This is a genomic window from Bradyrhizobium sp. 4 (assembly GCF_023100905.1).
GTDB lineage: Bacteria > Pseudomonadota > Alphaproteobacteria > Rhizobiales > Xanthobacteraceae > Bradyrhizobium.
The window spans coordinates 3,583,128-3,596,361 of the sequence record NZ_CP064686.1; the positions used below are offsets into that span (position 1 = coordinate 3,583,128).

At 64.5% G+C, this 13,234-nt stretch carries 17 protein-coding genes; 9 read left to right on the top strand and 8 right to left on the bottom strand.

The genetic code is table 11. The features are described 5' to 3' along the window. Positions 1 to 3: 3 nt before the first annotated feature. The gene (locus tag IVB45_RS16465) at positions 4 to 780 is read left to right on the top strand and encodes a crotonase/enoyl-CoA hydratase family protein (RefSeq protein WP_027569762.1); all 777 of its coding nucleotides are present in this window, start codon (positions 4 to 6) and stop codon (positions 778 to 780) included. A 9-nt stretch (positions 781 to 789) separates the two neighbouring features. On the opposite strand, the gene IVB45_RS16470 is transcribed toward IVB45_RS16465, so the two are convergent. Further along, complete coding sequence (locus IVB45_RS16470; protein ID WP_247361347.1) at positions 790 to 1,227, bottom strand: DUF1810 domain-containing protein; 438 nt, start codon at positions 1,225 to 1,227, stop codon at positions 790 to 792. A gap of 211 nt (positions 1,228 to 1,438) precedes the next feature. Between IVB45_RS16470 and IVB45_RS16475 the strand changes: the two genes are divergently transcribed. The 3 genes from IVB45_RS16475 to IVB45_RS16485 all read left to right on the top strand — a co-directional run bounded on the left by IVB45_RS16475 (position 1,439) and on the right by IVB45_RS16485 (position 3,973). Next, positions 1,439 to 2,389: a DUF2778 domain-containing protein gene (locus IVB45_RS16475; RefSeq protein ID WP_247361345.1), complete on the top strand. Its 951-nt coding sequence runs from the start codon at positions 1,439 to 1,441 to the stop codon at positions 2,387 to 2,389. 79 nt (positions 2,390 to 2,468) lie between these two features. After that, the gene (locus tag IVB45_RS16480; protein WP_007609546.1) at positions 2,469 to 2,726 is read left to right on the top strand and encodes a hypothetical protein; all 258 of its coding nucleotides are present in this window, start codon (positions 2,469 to 2,471) and stop codon (positions 2,724 to 2,726) included. Positions 2,727 to 2,881: 155 nt separating this feature from the next. Beyond that, a complete protein-coding gene (locus tag IVB45_RS16485; protein WP_247361342.1) occupies positions 2,882 to 3,973 on the top strand; it encodes a substrate-binding domain-containing protein in 1,092 nt (363 codons plus the stop codon). A gap of 122 nt (positions 3,974 to 4,095) precedes the next feature. Here IVB45_RS16485 and IVB45_RS16490 read toward each other — a convergent pair whose 3' ends face one another. The 6 genes from IVB45_RS16490 to IVB45_RS16515 all read right to left on the bottom strand — a co-directional run bounded on the left by IVB45_RS16490 (position 4,096) and on the right by IVB45_RS16515 (position 9,307). Next, a complete protein-coding gene (locus tag IVB45_RS16490; RefSeq protein ID WP_247361340.1) occupies positions 4,096 to 4,878 on the bottom strand; it encodes an ABC transporter ATP-binding protein in 783 nt (260 codons plus the stop codon). Further along, a complete protein-coding gene (locus tag IVB45_RS16495; RefSeq protein ID WP_247361338.1) occupies positions 4,866 to 5,921 on the bottom strand; it encodes a dihydrodipicolinate synthase family protein in 1,056 nt (351 codons plus the stop codon). Before IVB45_RS16495 ends, IVB45_RS16490 begins: the two co-directional genes overlap by 13 nt. A gap of 6 nt (positions 5,922 to 5,927) precedes the next feature. Next, positions 5,928 to 6,749, bottom strand: a complete 822-nt coding sequence (locus IVB45_RS16500) for a GNAT family N-acetyltransferase (RefSeq protein WP_247361336.1) — start codon at positions 6,747 to 6,749, stop codon at positions 5,928 to 5,930. Beyond that, positions 6,736 to 7,773: an NAD(P)-dependent oxidoreductase gene (locus IVB45_RS16505; RefSeq protein ID WP_247361334.1), complete on the bottom strand. Its 1,038-nt coding sequence runs from the start codon at positions 7,771 to 7,773 to the stop codon at positions 6,736 to 6,738. Before IVB45_RS16505 ends, IVB45_RS16500 begins: the two co-directional genes overlap by 14 nt. 30 nt (positions 7,774 to 7,803) lie before the next feature. Beyond that, on the bottom strand, positions 7,804 to 8,574 hold the full coding sequence (locus IVB45_RS16510; RefSeq protein ID WP_007609553.1) for an ABC transporter permease: 771 nt from the start codon (positions 8,572 to 8,574) through the stop codon (positions 7,804 to 7,806). Positions 8,575 to 8,659: 85 nt separating this feature from the next. Further along, positions 8,660 to 9,307 (bottom strand): TetR/AcrR family transcriptional regulator, encoded by a 648-nt coding sequence (locus IVB45_RS16515; protein ID WP_027569770.1) that lies wholly within the window; start codon positions 9,305 to 9,307, stop codon positions 8,660 to 8,662. A gap of 100 nt (positions 9,308 to 9,407) precedes the next feature. On the opposite strand from IVB45_RS16515, the gene IVB45_RS16520 reads away from it, so the two are divergent. From IVB45_RS16520 to IVB45_RS16540, 5 genes are all read left to right on the top strand, one after another. Beyond that, on the top strand, positions 9,408 to 10,424 hold the full coding sequence (locus IVB45_RS16520) for an ABC transporter substrate-binding protein (RefSeq protein ID WP_027569771.1): 1,017 nt from the start codon (positions 9,408 to 9,410) through the stop codon (positions 10,422 to 10,424). Between the two features lie 286 nt (positions 10,425 to 10,710). Continuing rightward, on the top strand, positions 10,711 to 11,409 hold the full coding sequence (gene minC, locus IVB45_RS16525) for a septum site-determining protein MinC (protein ID WP_027569772.1): 699 nt from the start codon (positions 10,711 to 10,713) through the stop codon (positions 11,407 to 11,409). A gap of 19 nt (positions 11,410 to 11,428) precedes the next feature. Next, complete coding sequence (gene minD, locus IVB45_RS16530) at positions 11,429 to 12,244, top strand: septum site-determining protein MinD (protein WP_007591740.1); 816 nt, start codon at positions 11,429 to 11,431, stop codon at positions 12,242 to 12,244. After that, positions 12,241 to 12,522: a cell division topological specificity factor MinE gene (minE, locus tag IVB45_RS16535; protein WP_247361332.1), complete on the top strand. Its 282-nt coding sequence runs from the start codon at positions 12,241 to 12,243 to the stop codon at positions 12,520 to 12,522. Before minD ends, minE begins: the two co-directional genes overlap by 4 nt. Positions 12,523 to 12,696: 174 nt before the next feature. After that, positions 12,697 to 12,882 (top strand): hypothetical protein, encoded by a 186-nt coding sequence (locus IVB45_RS16540; protein WP_027517632.1) that lies wholly within the window; start codon positions 12,697 to 12,699, stop codon positions 12,880 to 12,882. A 13-nt stretch (positions 12,883 to 12,895) separates the two neighbouring features. Here IVB45_RS16540 and IVB45_RS16545 read toward each other — a convergent pair whose 3' ends face one another. After that, a complete protein-coding gene (locus IVB45_RS16545) occupies positions 12,896 to 13,147 on the bottom strand; it encodes a hypothetical protein (RefSeq protein WP_027517633.1) in 252 nt (83 codons plus the stop codon). Positions 13,148 to 13,234: the final 87 nt, after the last annotated feature.

Genomic DNA, 13,234 nt, shown 5'->3' on the forward strand with positions numbered 1-13,234 from the left:
GAAATGAGCGAAGGTCAGATCCGCACCGAGGTGCACGGCCATGTCTTCAAGATCATCATCGACAACGCCGCGAAGAAGAACGCGTTCACGCCGGCGATGATGGAGCAATTGTCCGATGCGCTGACTGAGCTGCACGACAACGATGCCTATCGCGTCGGCGTGGTTTGCGCCGAGGGCGGGGATTTCACCGCCGGTCTGGACATGCCGAAATTCTTCGGCCCGACTGCGGAGAAGCGCAATATCAGGGAAGGCAATGTCGATCCGTTCGGCCTTGCCAAGCGCTGCCGCAAGCCTGTTATCACCGCCGTGCAGGGCATCGTGTTCACGATCGGCATCGAGCTGATGCTCGCCGGCGACATCGTGGTCGCCGCCGAGGATGCGCGCTTCTGCCAGATGGAGTCCAAGCGCGGCATTGCGCCGCTCGGGGGCGCGCATTTCCGCTTTTTGTCGCGCGCCGGCTGGGGTGACGCGATGTATCATTTGTTCCTCTGCGACGAGTTTTCAGCCGAGCGCGCCCACACAATCGGTCTCGTCCAGGAGGTCGTGCCGGCGGGAGAGCAGGTCGAGCGGGCGATGGCGCTCGCCGCCATCATCGCGCGCAATGCCCCGCTCGGCATCCAGGTCACCAAGGAAGCCGCGGCCAAATATATCGAAGGCGGCGAGGCGGCGGCGATCGCCTATATCCCGATAATCCGCGATCGCGTGCTTGCAAGCGCCGACGCGAAGGAGGGCATTCAGTCCTTCATCGAGCGTCGCGCGGCCGTCTTTCAGGGGCGCTGATCCGACGCGCTATGTCGGCCGATCCAGCTTCGACAGGATCTCCAGCGTAGCGCCGTCGCGCTCGCCGGAAAAATATTTGGCGAGCGCCTCGTCGAAAACGGGCTCATTGGACACCGCGTCGAACAGCGTCATCGACGACCGGAATTTGGCGTCATCGGGCGCGCCGAGGATGGCGTTGATGGTTCGACCCTCGATGGCAAGCACGAGGCGGGTGCATTCGATCAGGCGCGGACCGAGGATGGGGTGGGCGAGATAGGCCTTGGCCTCGGCGCGGGAGGCGATGGCGTAGCGCTGCGACATGGCGCTGAAGCCGAGGCCGGCGACCTGGGGAAAGACGAACCACATCCAGTGGCTCTGCTTTCGGCCCCGGGTCAGCTCCCCCTGGATGTCGCGGTAGACCGGGTCTTGGGCCCGGACAAAGCGTTTGAGGTCGAAAGGATCGGTCATTGGATACCTTAGGATACCCTGGAATGGCTTGCCGGAGCCTTGCCGGCCGCGATTATGCCTAACTTTTGGCTCCCAATGTGGTAGCTGGTATAGAATCTCCGGGTGGGGGTGGGTCCCCCCGGGGATCGATTTTGGGGAGCTGATGGTTTCCGACCGGGCACAAGCCGAGAGGCTATTGTCGCGCCGCCGTATTGGGCGAGCCGAGACGATATTGCTGTCTCTGGCCGCTGTCGCGCTGGCACTGGGCGCCGCCGCCTGGGTCGCGGATATCGGCGGTTCGGCCTCGCTGGTCACCGTCGCGCTGCCGCCGTCCAATGCGCCTTCATTCGATGATCGTTTCGCTTCTGCTTCCAGCAGTCCGCCCGCCCGCGAGCTCGGCTTGCGGACGCTGGAGCGCTCCGCGGTGAGTGCAGTCCAGCTCAAATTGCGCGACGCCAAGGCGATGCTTGCCCAGAAGCTCCAGGGCGACGACTGGCGCTCGACCCTGACCGACGACGACCGGCATATGTCGGAGGAGACGAGACAATCGCAGCGTGCTGACGCCATCCCGATGCCGCGCTCGCGCCCGCCCCAGGCCGACATCTCGGCCCAGATCGCCTCGAGCCAGGCTTACGCGGAGACCAACCCCAGGGTCGACAACCGCAACTTCTTCGAAAAATTCACCGACAAGATCAGGCTGGCCTCGCTGACGCCCGACAGTGGCCTGTTCGGCAAGGCGCCGGACCTCGCCGCGCTCGGTTACGATTCGCGCACCGCGGTCTACGACATCTCGGCCAAGGCGCTCTACCTGCCGAGCGGCCTCGCGCTCGAAGCGCATTCCGGCATGGGCGCGCTGATGGACGACCCGGAGCACGTCGACCAGCGGATGGTTGGCGCGACCCCGCCCGCGACCTACGATCTCAAGCCGCGCGAAAAACTGTTCCACGGCGTCCGCGCACTGCGCTTGACGCCTACCGAAGGCACCAGCGCGCTCGGCCGCGTCGGTCTGCTCACCCACAATTACATGCTCGGGCCCCGTGGCGACTCCAACGGTTGCGTGTCGATCAAGGACTATGATCGGTTCATGAAGGCCTACGACAACGGTGAGTTCAACCGTCTGGTCGTGGTGCCCAGGTTGACCCCATCGGCGACCGCCTCGCAGCGCGCGAGCACTGAGTCCTGATATCTGCTCCTGATATTTGCCTGCCGCGGCGGGGCTGCCGTTTTCCCTTCGTTAAGCCGTCATCGTCCAGAAGCAGCCCATGAGTGATCCGCAAAGTTCCGAGACCCCGCTGCGCACGACGTTCAAGATCAAGCTGAACGGCGACACGCTGGCGATCGCGACCGTCGGCCAGGCCTATCAATTCCTCACCAATTTCAAATCGGTCGAGTGGATGGAATTCCGCTCGCTGCACGAAGACGCGGTCGCGGCGCTCGAAGGCGCCGCCGAGAACGCCATGCTCGTCGTGCAGGCGACCAACGCCGTGCGCGCGCTGTTCGTCAGCGCCAAGCTGCTCTGAGAGCGATACGGCAGATATTGGGGAGATTCCCGGATTGCGCTGCGCTCCATCCGGGCTACCGCTCACGACTTGAATTCCGCTATAGGAACGGCAATAGCTCGCGAAGATCGCGCTCAAGCCGATACATTGAAACGTAGTTCAGGGAGAGACCCATCATGAAACGCCGTACATTTCTCAAGGGCGGCGCGGTCGCCGGCGCGACGACGCTGGTTGCCGCACCCGCGATCGCGCAAGGCGCGCCCGAGATCAGATGGCGCCTGACGTCGAGCTTCCCGAAGTCGCTCGACACCATCTACGGCACCGCGCAGACGTTTGCGAAATATGTTGCCGAGGCCACCGACAACAAATTCCAGATCCAGACCTTTGCGGCCGGCGAGCTCGTCCCCGGCCTGCAGGCGCTCGATGCGGTCAGCACAGCCTCCGTCGACATGGCGCAGACCCCGCTCTATTTCTACATCGGCAAGGAGCCGGCGCTGGCCTATGCGACCGGCGCGCCGTTCGGCATGAACCATCGTCATCAGGAGTCCTGGTGGCATTTCGGCGGCGGCGCCGACCTCACCAACGAGGCGCTGAAGCCGTTCAAGGCGCATGCCATCCTCTGCGGCAATTCCGGCACCCAGATGGGCGGCTGGTTCCGCAAGGAGATCAAGACCGTCGACGATCTCAAGGGCCTGAAATTCCGCATCGCCGGCATGGGCGGTCATGTGCTGGCGCGGCTCGGCGTGGTCCCGCAACAGATCGCGGGCGGCGACATCTATCCGGCGCTGGAGAAGGGCACGATCGACGCGGTCGAATTCGTCGGCCCCTATGACGACGAAAAGCTCGGCTTCCAGAAGGTCGCCAAATACTATTACTTCCCGGGCTGGTGGGAAGGCGGCGCCATGCTGCACATGATCGTCAACGACGAGAAGTGGGCGTCGCTGCCCAAGCAGTACCAGGCGATCGTCAACCAGGCGGCGTCGGCCGCGGGCGCCTGGATGCTTGAGAAATACGACAGCGTCAATCCGGCGGCGCTGAAGCGGCTGATCGCCAATGGCGCGGAGCTGAAGGCTTTTCCGCAGCCGGTGCTGGAGGCCTGCTACGCCGCGACCCAGGAGCATCTGAACGACCTCGCCACCAAGAGCGACCTCTTCAAGCGCACCAAGGAAAGCCACGACGCCTATATGAAAGAGCTGCTGTTCTACACGCAGATTGCGGAGAATTTTTACGACAATTATCTGCTCGGCAAGATGCGCAACAAGACCTGATCGCGCAAACTCCCGCAGGGTGGGCAAAGGCGCACTTGCGCCGTGCCCACCACTGCTTGCTCGACTCGCCATGGTGGGCACGCTTCGCTTTGCCCACCCTACAGCATCTATCGTGCGGTGAATTAAGCCGCGCCCAAACCCAGCTTCTCGTAAATGCGCCGTGCATAGGCGCCGAACGCGTCCGTCGTCTTCAGCGGCAGAGCCCGCGGGAAGGGCAGATCGATCGGGAAATAATCGGCCATCTTCGCCGGGCCGGCGGTCAGCACGGCGCAGTGCGAGGACAGGAACACGGCCTCCTGAATCGAGTGCGTGATGAAGATGATGGTCTTGCCGCTCTCGCGCCAGATCCGCAGCATCTCCAGATTCATCTGCTCGCGCGTCAAGGCGTCGAGCGCGCCGAACGGCTCGTCCATCAGGATCAGTTTCGGGTCGTGAATGAAGGCGCGCGCGATGGCGGTGCGCTGCTGCATGCCGCCTGACAGCTCTCGCGGATATTTCTGCTCATAGCCGGCAAGTCCCACCAGATTGAGCAGATCGCGCGCCCGCTCGCGCGCGGCCTTCATGGGAAGGCCGACGATCTCCGCCGGCAGCAGCACGTTGTCCAGGATGGTCCGCCATTTCAGCAGCAGCGCCTGCTGGAACACCATGCCGATGTCGCGGGTCGGATCGAACGGGCTTTTCGTGTTGCCGATCTTCACCGTGCCGCCGTCGGCGTCGTGCAGGCCGGCCAAGATCTTCATCACCGTTGTCTTGCCGCAGCCGGACGGGCCGACCAGCGAGACCAACTCGCCCTCCTGCACGTCCATGGTGACGTCGGACACCGCGAGGAATTCGGCTCCGCCGCTGCGATAGACCTTGCGGACGCCGTGCAGGCTGATGAAGGGGGTTGAGCTCATGCCAGCCATTTGTTCAAGTTTGCGGCCACGAAGGCATCGTCGCTGAGATCTGTATGCTCGCGAGTGACGCGGTCGATCTCATCCTTCTGGCCGGGGCTCAGGCCCTCGTTCGGATCGAGGCACCATAGGCCCTGCATCAGGCCCTGCCGTCGCAGCACCTCATGGCAGCCGGCGATGCAACCGTGAAAATCGTTGGCGACGTCGAAGAAGGCGCTGTTGCAATCGGTGACGCGGGCATCGAGCGCGAGCAGTTCGGCCGGGACGCTGTCCTTGTGCCGTGCCGCCTTGCAGCGCTCGAACTGTTTGATCGCGCTCGCCGTCCACACCGACCAGTGGCCGAGCAGACCGCCCTTGAAGTAGGTCCGCGTGGTGACGCCGTTGTCGCGCAGATCGAACGGCAGCATCAAATCGAGCAGGATGTGATCATCATTGCCGGTGTAGATCGCGACGCGGTCGAGCGCGCCGGCCGCCGCGACGCCGCGCAGAACATCAAGGGTCCTGTAGCGGTTGAACGGCGCGATCTTGATCGCGATGACATTGTCGATCGAGGCAAAGCGCTGCCAGAACCGGCTCGACAGGACCACGCCGCCGACTGCCGGCTGAAGATAGAAGCCTACCAGCGGAATCTCGGCTGCGACCGCTGTGCAATGCGCGATGATCTCGTCTTCGGATGCGCTCTTCATCGCAGCGAGACTGAGGAGCCCTGCGTGGTAGCCGATGTCGCGCGCGGTGCGAGCTTCAGTGGTGGCCTGCCTGGTCGGACCGGCGAGGCCCGCGACCAGCGCCAGCGGACGCTTGGTCCAGTTCGCCGCAGTTTCGGCGGCGAGCTCGAGCACGGGACGATAGAGGCCGACATCGCGGATCGCAAACTGCGTGGTGTGCACGCCGACTGCAAGGCCGCCGGAGCCGGCGTCGATGTAATAGCGCGCCAGCGCGCGCTGATGCTTCTTGTCGAGCTGGCGTTCAGCGGTGAGCGCGAGGGGATGCGCCGGCAGCACGGTGCCGTCGGCGATCAGCTTGCGGATCTCGCTGTTGATTTGGCTGTGGTGCATGATGTCCTATCCGAATTCAGGGCCGGCGACGGCGAATGGCATGTCTTCACCGGCGGCAGTGGCGGGGCCGAACCGCATGCGCTGGAACGGCCGTTCGATGCTCCAGCCCGATGCGGTCAATCCTTCAGGGAACGCGGCTTGCGACGCGACGGCGTCGAGGAGCAGCGGCCCGGTCTCCGATCGCGCGATTGCCTCGACGAGGGTCAGCGCGGCTGCCGTGTCGTCGGCAAACAGCGGGCCGATATGGCGCGCGGTGCGTCCGTCGCGAACCAGCGCGATGGCGCCGTTCGCGGCGACGATGCGTGAGCTGGGACGCTGAGCGAAGTTGGAGAGCAGGGCGGTTCGATCGAGGCCCGTAGCCCGCCGGTCACGCGCGCAGAGCGCGTCGAGCGTCGCGGATGAAGGTGGCTGCGCGAACGCGAACGCGGATTTCACCAGCTTGAGACGGCGCAATTGCAGCGTCGGCGTGAACCCGAGCGGTCCATAGACGGCAGCACCGTCGGGTGTTGCGTCGAGCCAGCTCGTCAGGCCGTTCCTGCGAGCGGTTTCCAGGCAGGCATCGACGAGGCGCGTTGCAATGCCGCGGCGGCGATGGGTGCCTGATACCAGCACCATGCTGATCCAGGCGTTTTTGCCGGAGTAGGGCAGCAGGGCCGCGGTTGCCACCAGCCGTCGGCCGTCGCGGATGCCGAACACGATTCCATCGTGCAGGAAGATACGCCAGTCCTCCTCGGTCTGATTCCAGTGCGCTTCCGTCGACAGCACGAGCCCGGCGGTCGCATCGTCGACGCCGAGCTTGATGATGGCCGGATCGTCAGTAGCGTCCATCGCGCACCTCGTATTTGGTGGGCTTGCCGAGGCTCGGCATGGCGCGGGACACCCAATCCGCGGTCCAGGCGATCAGCTGCTCGGTGTCGACGACCGGCAGGCCGAACAGCTCGACGGCCTTGGACGTGTCGGTCAGCCACGCCGTCGGCTGTTCGTTTCCTGTCAGCACCGGGGCGCGGCCGAACCTGGTGCCGAATCTTGCTGCGAGGTCGCGTACCGACAAAATCTCGTGGCCGCTGACATTGACTGGCGAGGTCGGCGTCGTGCAATGCCCGAGACAGCGCAGCGCCTGGGACGAGGCATCGCCTTGCCAGATGAAATTGACATGGCCGATGCTGACGTCGATCGGCGTGCCCGTGAGCACTTTCGATGCGATGTCGTGGAGCACGCCATAGCGCATGTCGATCGCGTAGTTGAGGCGGAACAGCCGCCCGGGCGTTCCGAACTTGCGCGAAAAATACTCGAACATGCGCTCGCGGCCGACGCAGGACTGGGCGTACTCGCCGGGCGGGTTCGGCGCCATGTCCTCGCGCGAGCCTTTGCCGTCGACGGGGACGAAGGGATAGATGCAGCCGGTCGAGAACGCCACGATCCGCGACGACGGGAAGGCCTGTGCGACCAGCGCCGGCACGTGCGCATTCATCGCCCAGGTCAGCGAGAGGTCGCCCTCCGCGCCGAATTTGCGGCCGGCCATGAAGACGATGTTGGGCGCCTTCGGCAGCGCCTGAATCGCTGCTTCGTCCATCAAATCGCAATTGATGGTCTCGACGCCACGCGCGTGCAGCCAGTCCTTGACGCCGGCGTCGCTGAAGCGGGCGACGCCGATGATGCGGCGATCGGGTGCTGCGGCTTTGGCGAGCCCCGCCAGCGTCGGCCCCATCTTGCCGGCGACGCCGAGGATCATGATGTCGCCATCAACCCTGGCGAGGTCGTCGACCAATGCCTGCGTCGGCTGGCACAGCAGATCGTCTAGCGCGGCGATATCGGGGATGGTCTTCGGCAGTGTCTGGCGGGTGAGGAGCATGGTTGTGGTCCTTGGTCTTGGCTTTGCCGTTCAAGTCGGTGTTGCGTCACCGACCACGAACATGCGTTCGAGGACGAGCACGAAGCCGTAAAGCGCGACGCCGAGCAGCGTCAGCAGCACAACAGCCATCACCATCGCGGGCGTGTCGAGCGACGACTGCACCTGGATCATGAGGTAGCCGAGCCCGCGCTCGGAGGCGATGAACTCGCCGACGATGGCGCCGGCCACCGCGAGGATGGCGCCGACCTTCATGCCGGAGAAGATGTAAGGCAGCGATCCCGGCAGCTGGATCTTGCGGAATAGCGTCCAGCGCGAGCCGCGCAGCGATTTGACCAGATCGAGCAGATCCGGCTCGACCTCGCGCAAGCCCCGCGCGGTGGTGAGCAGGATCGGAAAGAAACAGATGCTGAAGGCGATCAGGATGTTCGGCACGATGCCGTAGGAGAACCAGACGATGAGGAGCGGGCCGAGCGCGACCTTCGGGATCATGTTCAGCGTCACGAACAGCGGCAGCAGCACGAGGCTGATCAGCGGCGCCCAGCTGAAGATGACGGCCAGCGCCACGCCGACAAATGCGCCGAGCGCAAAGCCGCCGAGGATCTCGATCGCCGTCACCAGCGTATTGGCGCCCCAGGCGTAGCTCGCGGTTCCCAGCGTCTGGATTGTCGCGAGCGGCGAGGGCAGGATGAACTTCGGCACGTGGAAGGCATCGACCAGGACCTGCCACAGCACGAGCACGGCGAGGTGCACGATCAGGACGATCGCAAAGCTGCGCGTATTGCGGGCGCCGTCTCCTGTCACCGGTTGCTCCCTGTTGCCGCCGGCCACCTTGCCGCCTAGTCTGAAGCCTAACCGTCCTTGAGGGAAGTTTCAACCAGTTGGTTGATTACGGACGGAGCGAATGCAGCACGAGATCGGCGACGTGCCGGCGGCGGGCGCGGCGCGCGGCCCGGCTCGACAGGTCCTTGCCGAAGATCGCCGATAGCGTCGGCGTGTTCGAGAGATAGAAATAGCTGAGGCCCGCGATGGAGATATAGAGCTGGATCGGGTCGATCCCCTTGCGGAACATGCCGGCGCGGACCCCCTCGTGGAGGATGTGGGACACGCTCTTCACCAGCGGCGAATGCATCGCCTCCAGCCGCGTCGAGCCACGGACGTGGCGGGCGCCGCCGCGGTTCTCGTCGTTCAGAAGCACGATAAAATCGGGGTTTGCCGCAAGGTAATCGAACGAGGCCTCGATCAGTTTCCGGATCGCCTTCTCCGGCGGCAGACCTTCGAGATTGAGCTGGCGCTCTTGCTCGCGAATATCGGCGTAAACCCATTCGAGCACGGCAAGATAGAGCGCGTCCTTGTCGCCGAAATAATGGTAGACGAGTTGCTTGTTGACGCCGGCGCGCTCCGCGATCTCGTCGACGCGGGCACCGGCAAAGCCGTGCCGGGCGAACTCCTCGCGCGCCGCGGTGAGCAGCTTCCTGCGGGTTGCGACCGGGTCGCGCCGCTGCGGCACGGTGTCGCCTGAACGTTTTGCGGGCATTTCCAACCAAACAGTTGACAAGTTGAGGGCGGCCTTGTTGCATTGGTATCCTCACAGGGGGAGAGCGACAAGCCGGTCGCGGGCAACGAGGAGAGATGCGATGAAGCGTTTGCAGGCGGCGGGCTCGGCCCTGGCTGTGGCCCTGATGCTCGGATTACCAGTCGTGCCGGCGACCGCGGGCGAGGCGGTCAATCTGATCCTGAACTGGGCACCGACGGCCGATCACTCGCCGTATTATTACGCCAAGGCGCAAGGCTGGTACGAGAAGGCGGGCATCGATCTGACCATCGAGGTCGGCAAGGGCTCCGGTGTCTCCGCCGCCAAGGTCGGCTCCGGGGGCTCGCCCTTCGGCGTCGCCGATCTTGCCACCATGCTGGTGGCGAAGAGCAAGGGGGCTGACGCCGTTGCCGTGATGAGCGTCTACGCCAACACCGGCCAGACCTTCTACTGGCTGAAGAGCTACGGCGTGAACGGGGTGAAGGATTTTGCCGGCCACAAGATCGGCAATCCGCCCGGGGACGCCTCGCGCGTGATGTGGCCGGCCTTCGCAAAGGCTGCAGGGCTTGCCCCCGACTCCGTCGGCTTCGTCAATGTCGGACCGACGGCGAAGATCGCCGCGCTGAAGAGCCATACCGTCGACATCATCAGCGACTTCTACAACGAGCACGATTTGAAGGTGATCGAGTTCGGAGCCGATCTCGGCTACGTCAACTGGAAGGACATCGGGCTCAATCCTTACGGCAATTCGCTGATCGTCAACGGCGGCTATCTGCAGAAGAACCCGAAACTGGTCGAGGAGTTCGTCCGCGTCACGCAAAAGGCGTTCGCGACTTGCGTTGCCGACGCCGCGCCCTGCCTGAAGGCGCTGCTCGACCAGGTCTCCGGTCTCGACAAGGAGAACCAGGAGCGCCAGTGGGAGCGCATCAAGTTCCTGATGACGGACGAATTCACGACGACGAAGGCGCTCGGCTGGATCGACGGCGAGCGGATGAAGAAGGACTACGATCTGGTCCAGACCTATCTCGGCATGGAGAAGCCGTTCGACGTCACAACGGCGTTCACGACCAAGATGCTCGATCCGACCATCAAGATGGATGCGAGCAAGGTGAAGAAGTAGGGGGGCAAGCGCTCGCCCCGCATGTCGCTGTCATGCCCCGCGCAGGCGGGGCATCCAGTACGCCGCCGCCTGTCGATTGCCCACTACCGTCTCGGAGTACTGGATCGCCCGCCTTCGCGGGCGATGACAGCAGTGCGTTGGGCGAGAGCGTCTGCCTGACGCTCGCCCAATGCCCGCCGGCTCATCGCGGCCCACCACTCACGTAACCGCACGGAGAAATTAACCAGCCATTAACCATATCGGCGGCATCGTTAACCATTCAATAACAGGGAACGAGTCGGCCGCTATGGAGGCTGCAGTAAAACCTCAACGCCAAATGGTTCGCCTGCGCGGGCGCTCCTATGTGGCCTTCGTGTTCGTGCCGACGGTTCCCATCCAGGACTGGCTGCAGGAGATCGACACCACCATCGCGCGCTCGCCGGGCTTCTTCGCCGGCCGCCCCGTGGTGATCGACCTGTCCTCGGTCGATCTCAGCCAGTCCGGCATCGGCCATCTGCTCACCAGCCTTCAGGACCGCAACATCCGCGTGCTCGGGATCGAGGGCGTGGAGGAGGGCCGGCTGACCCCCATGATGCCGCCGCTGCTGTCAGGCGGGCGGAGCTGCGTGGTCGAGCCGAGTGCACCCAAGAAGGTTGAGGCAAAGGTCGAGACCAAGCCGACTTCGCTGCTGCTCGAAAGCCCCGTGCGCTCCGGCCAGACCGTGATCTTCCCCGAAGGCGACGTCACCATTTTGGGTTCTGTGGGCTCCGGCGCCGAGGTCGTTGCCGGCGGCTCCATTCACATCTACGGCGCGCTGCGCGGCCGTGCCATGGCAGGCGTGAACGGTCACACGAGCGCACGCATCTATTGTCAGAAGATCGAGGCCGAACTGCTTGCAATCGATGGTTTTTACCAGACCGCCGACGATATCGACGCGGCCCTGCGCGGCAAGCCGGCTCAGGCCTGGCTCCAGGGCAACACCATGCGAATTACTGCGCTGAACTGACCAGAAGGAGATTTGAGAGATGGCCAAGGTACTGGTCGTGACGTCAGGCAAGGGGGGCGTCGGCAAGACCACGACGACCGCCGCGCTGGGAGCTGCGCTCGCGCAACGCGGCGAAAAGGTCGTGGTCGTCGATTTCGACGTCGGCTTGCGCAACCTCGACCTCGTGATGGGGGCCGAACGCCGCGTCGTGTTCGACCTCATCAACGTGGTGCAGGGCGTCGCAAAGCTGCCGCAGGCCCTTATCAAGGACAAGCGGCTGGAGAACCTCTGGCTGCTGCCGGCCTCGCAAACCCGCGACAAGGACGCGCTGACCGAAGAGGGCGTGGGCAAGGTCATCGACGATCTGCGCAGCCGTTTCGACTGGGTGATCTGCGACAGCCCTGCCGGCATCGAGCGCGGCGCCTCCATGGCGATGCGCTTTGCCGACGAGGCCGTGATCGTCACCAATCCGGAAGTCTCCTCGGTGCGCGATTCCGATCGCATCATCGGCATGCTCGATTCCAAGACGGTGCGGGCCGAGAAGGGCGAGCGGGTCGAGAAGCACATTCTCATCACCCGCTATGATCCCTCGCGCGCCGCGCGCGGCGAGATGCTAACCATCGAGGACATCCTCGAGATCCTCGCAACGCCCTTGCTCGGCATCATCCCGGAGAGCCAGGACGTGCTGCGCGCCTCCAATGTCGGCACGCCGGTGACGCTGTCGAACGCGGAAGGTGCTCCGGCGCGGGCCTATATCGACGCGGCGCGGCGGCTGTGCGGCGACACCGTGCCGATGCAGGTGCCGACCGAGCGCAAGGGCTTCATGGACCGCCTGCTGCGAAGGAGGGCCGCATGAGCATGGGTTTGCTTCGGCTTCTCCGCGGCAACAAGGCCTCTGCACCCGTCGCGCGCGAACGGTTGCAGATCCTGCTTGCCCATGAACGCGGACTGCGCGGCCAGCCCGATCTGCTCGGTGTGCTGCGTGAGGAAATTCTCGCGGTCGTCTCCAGGCACGTCACGCTGGACCCGACCAAGGTCATCGTCCGGCTCGATCGCGGCGACGAGGTCTCGACCCTCGAGGTCGATATCGAGGTGCCCAACGATTTCGAGCGCAAGCGCGTGGCGGTCGGGTAGGGACCTCGGCCGGGACGCTTCGATTTGGGGTGGGTGATAAGGCGGTCCGCTGGGCATAGCGGGCCGCCTTTTGCGCGTCGAGTGAACGCTACGGAACGAGGTCCGGGGCTCAATCGTTGTGAACAACCCGCGGCGGCGCGATGCACCGCGGTTTCGTCAAACGGGAGAACGCCCATGATGACCGAGGTCCAGGTCCACACCGTCGCGCGCCAGATGTTGGAACAGCACGGTTTTGCGGCGATCGCGAAGGCCGCGGAACAGGCCAGGGCTTGCGAGGGCCGCGGCGAGGCCGATGAGGCCAAAGAGTGGCGTCACCTCGCCGACGCGATGAAGATCATTCGCGGTCCGCACCAGAGCTGACACTCCCGCGCGTTCAACGCTCCCCGCGGTCGGCGCCCTGCGGCGACGTACGATGCTGCGTCTGCGGCTGGGAGCGCTCGCCCGTTTCCTTGCAGGGCAGCGGCTCCCACGAGCCGTCCGGCGCCTGCTGATAAGCGCTGCACGATGACGACGAGGTCGATTTGTCCTCACCCTTCTGGGCGTCGGAATTCTTCGCCAGCACGGGCGCAGTCAGGATCGTAGCGACGGCAAACGCCACGGCGAGAAGGACATGGTTGATCCGCATGGGGCTCCCTTGTTCGAATTCGAAGAGAGCCGCATGCTGGCGAGGATTGTGACGATTATTGGCCGAAGCAAAAGTTCCGGCGCGGCG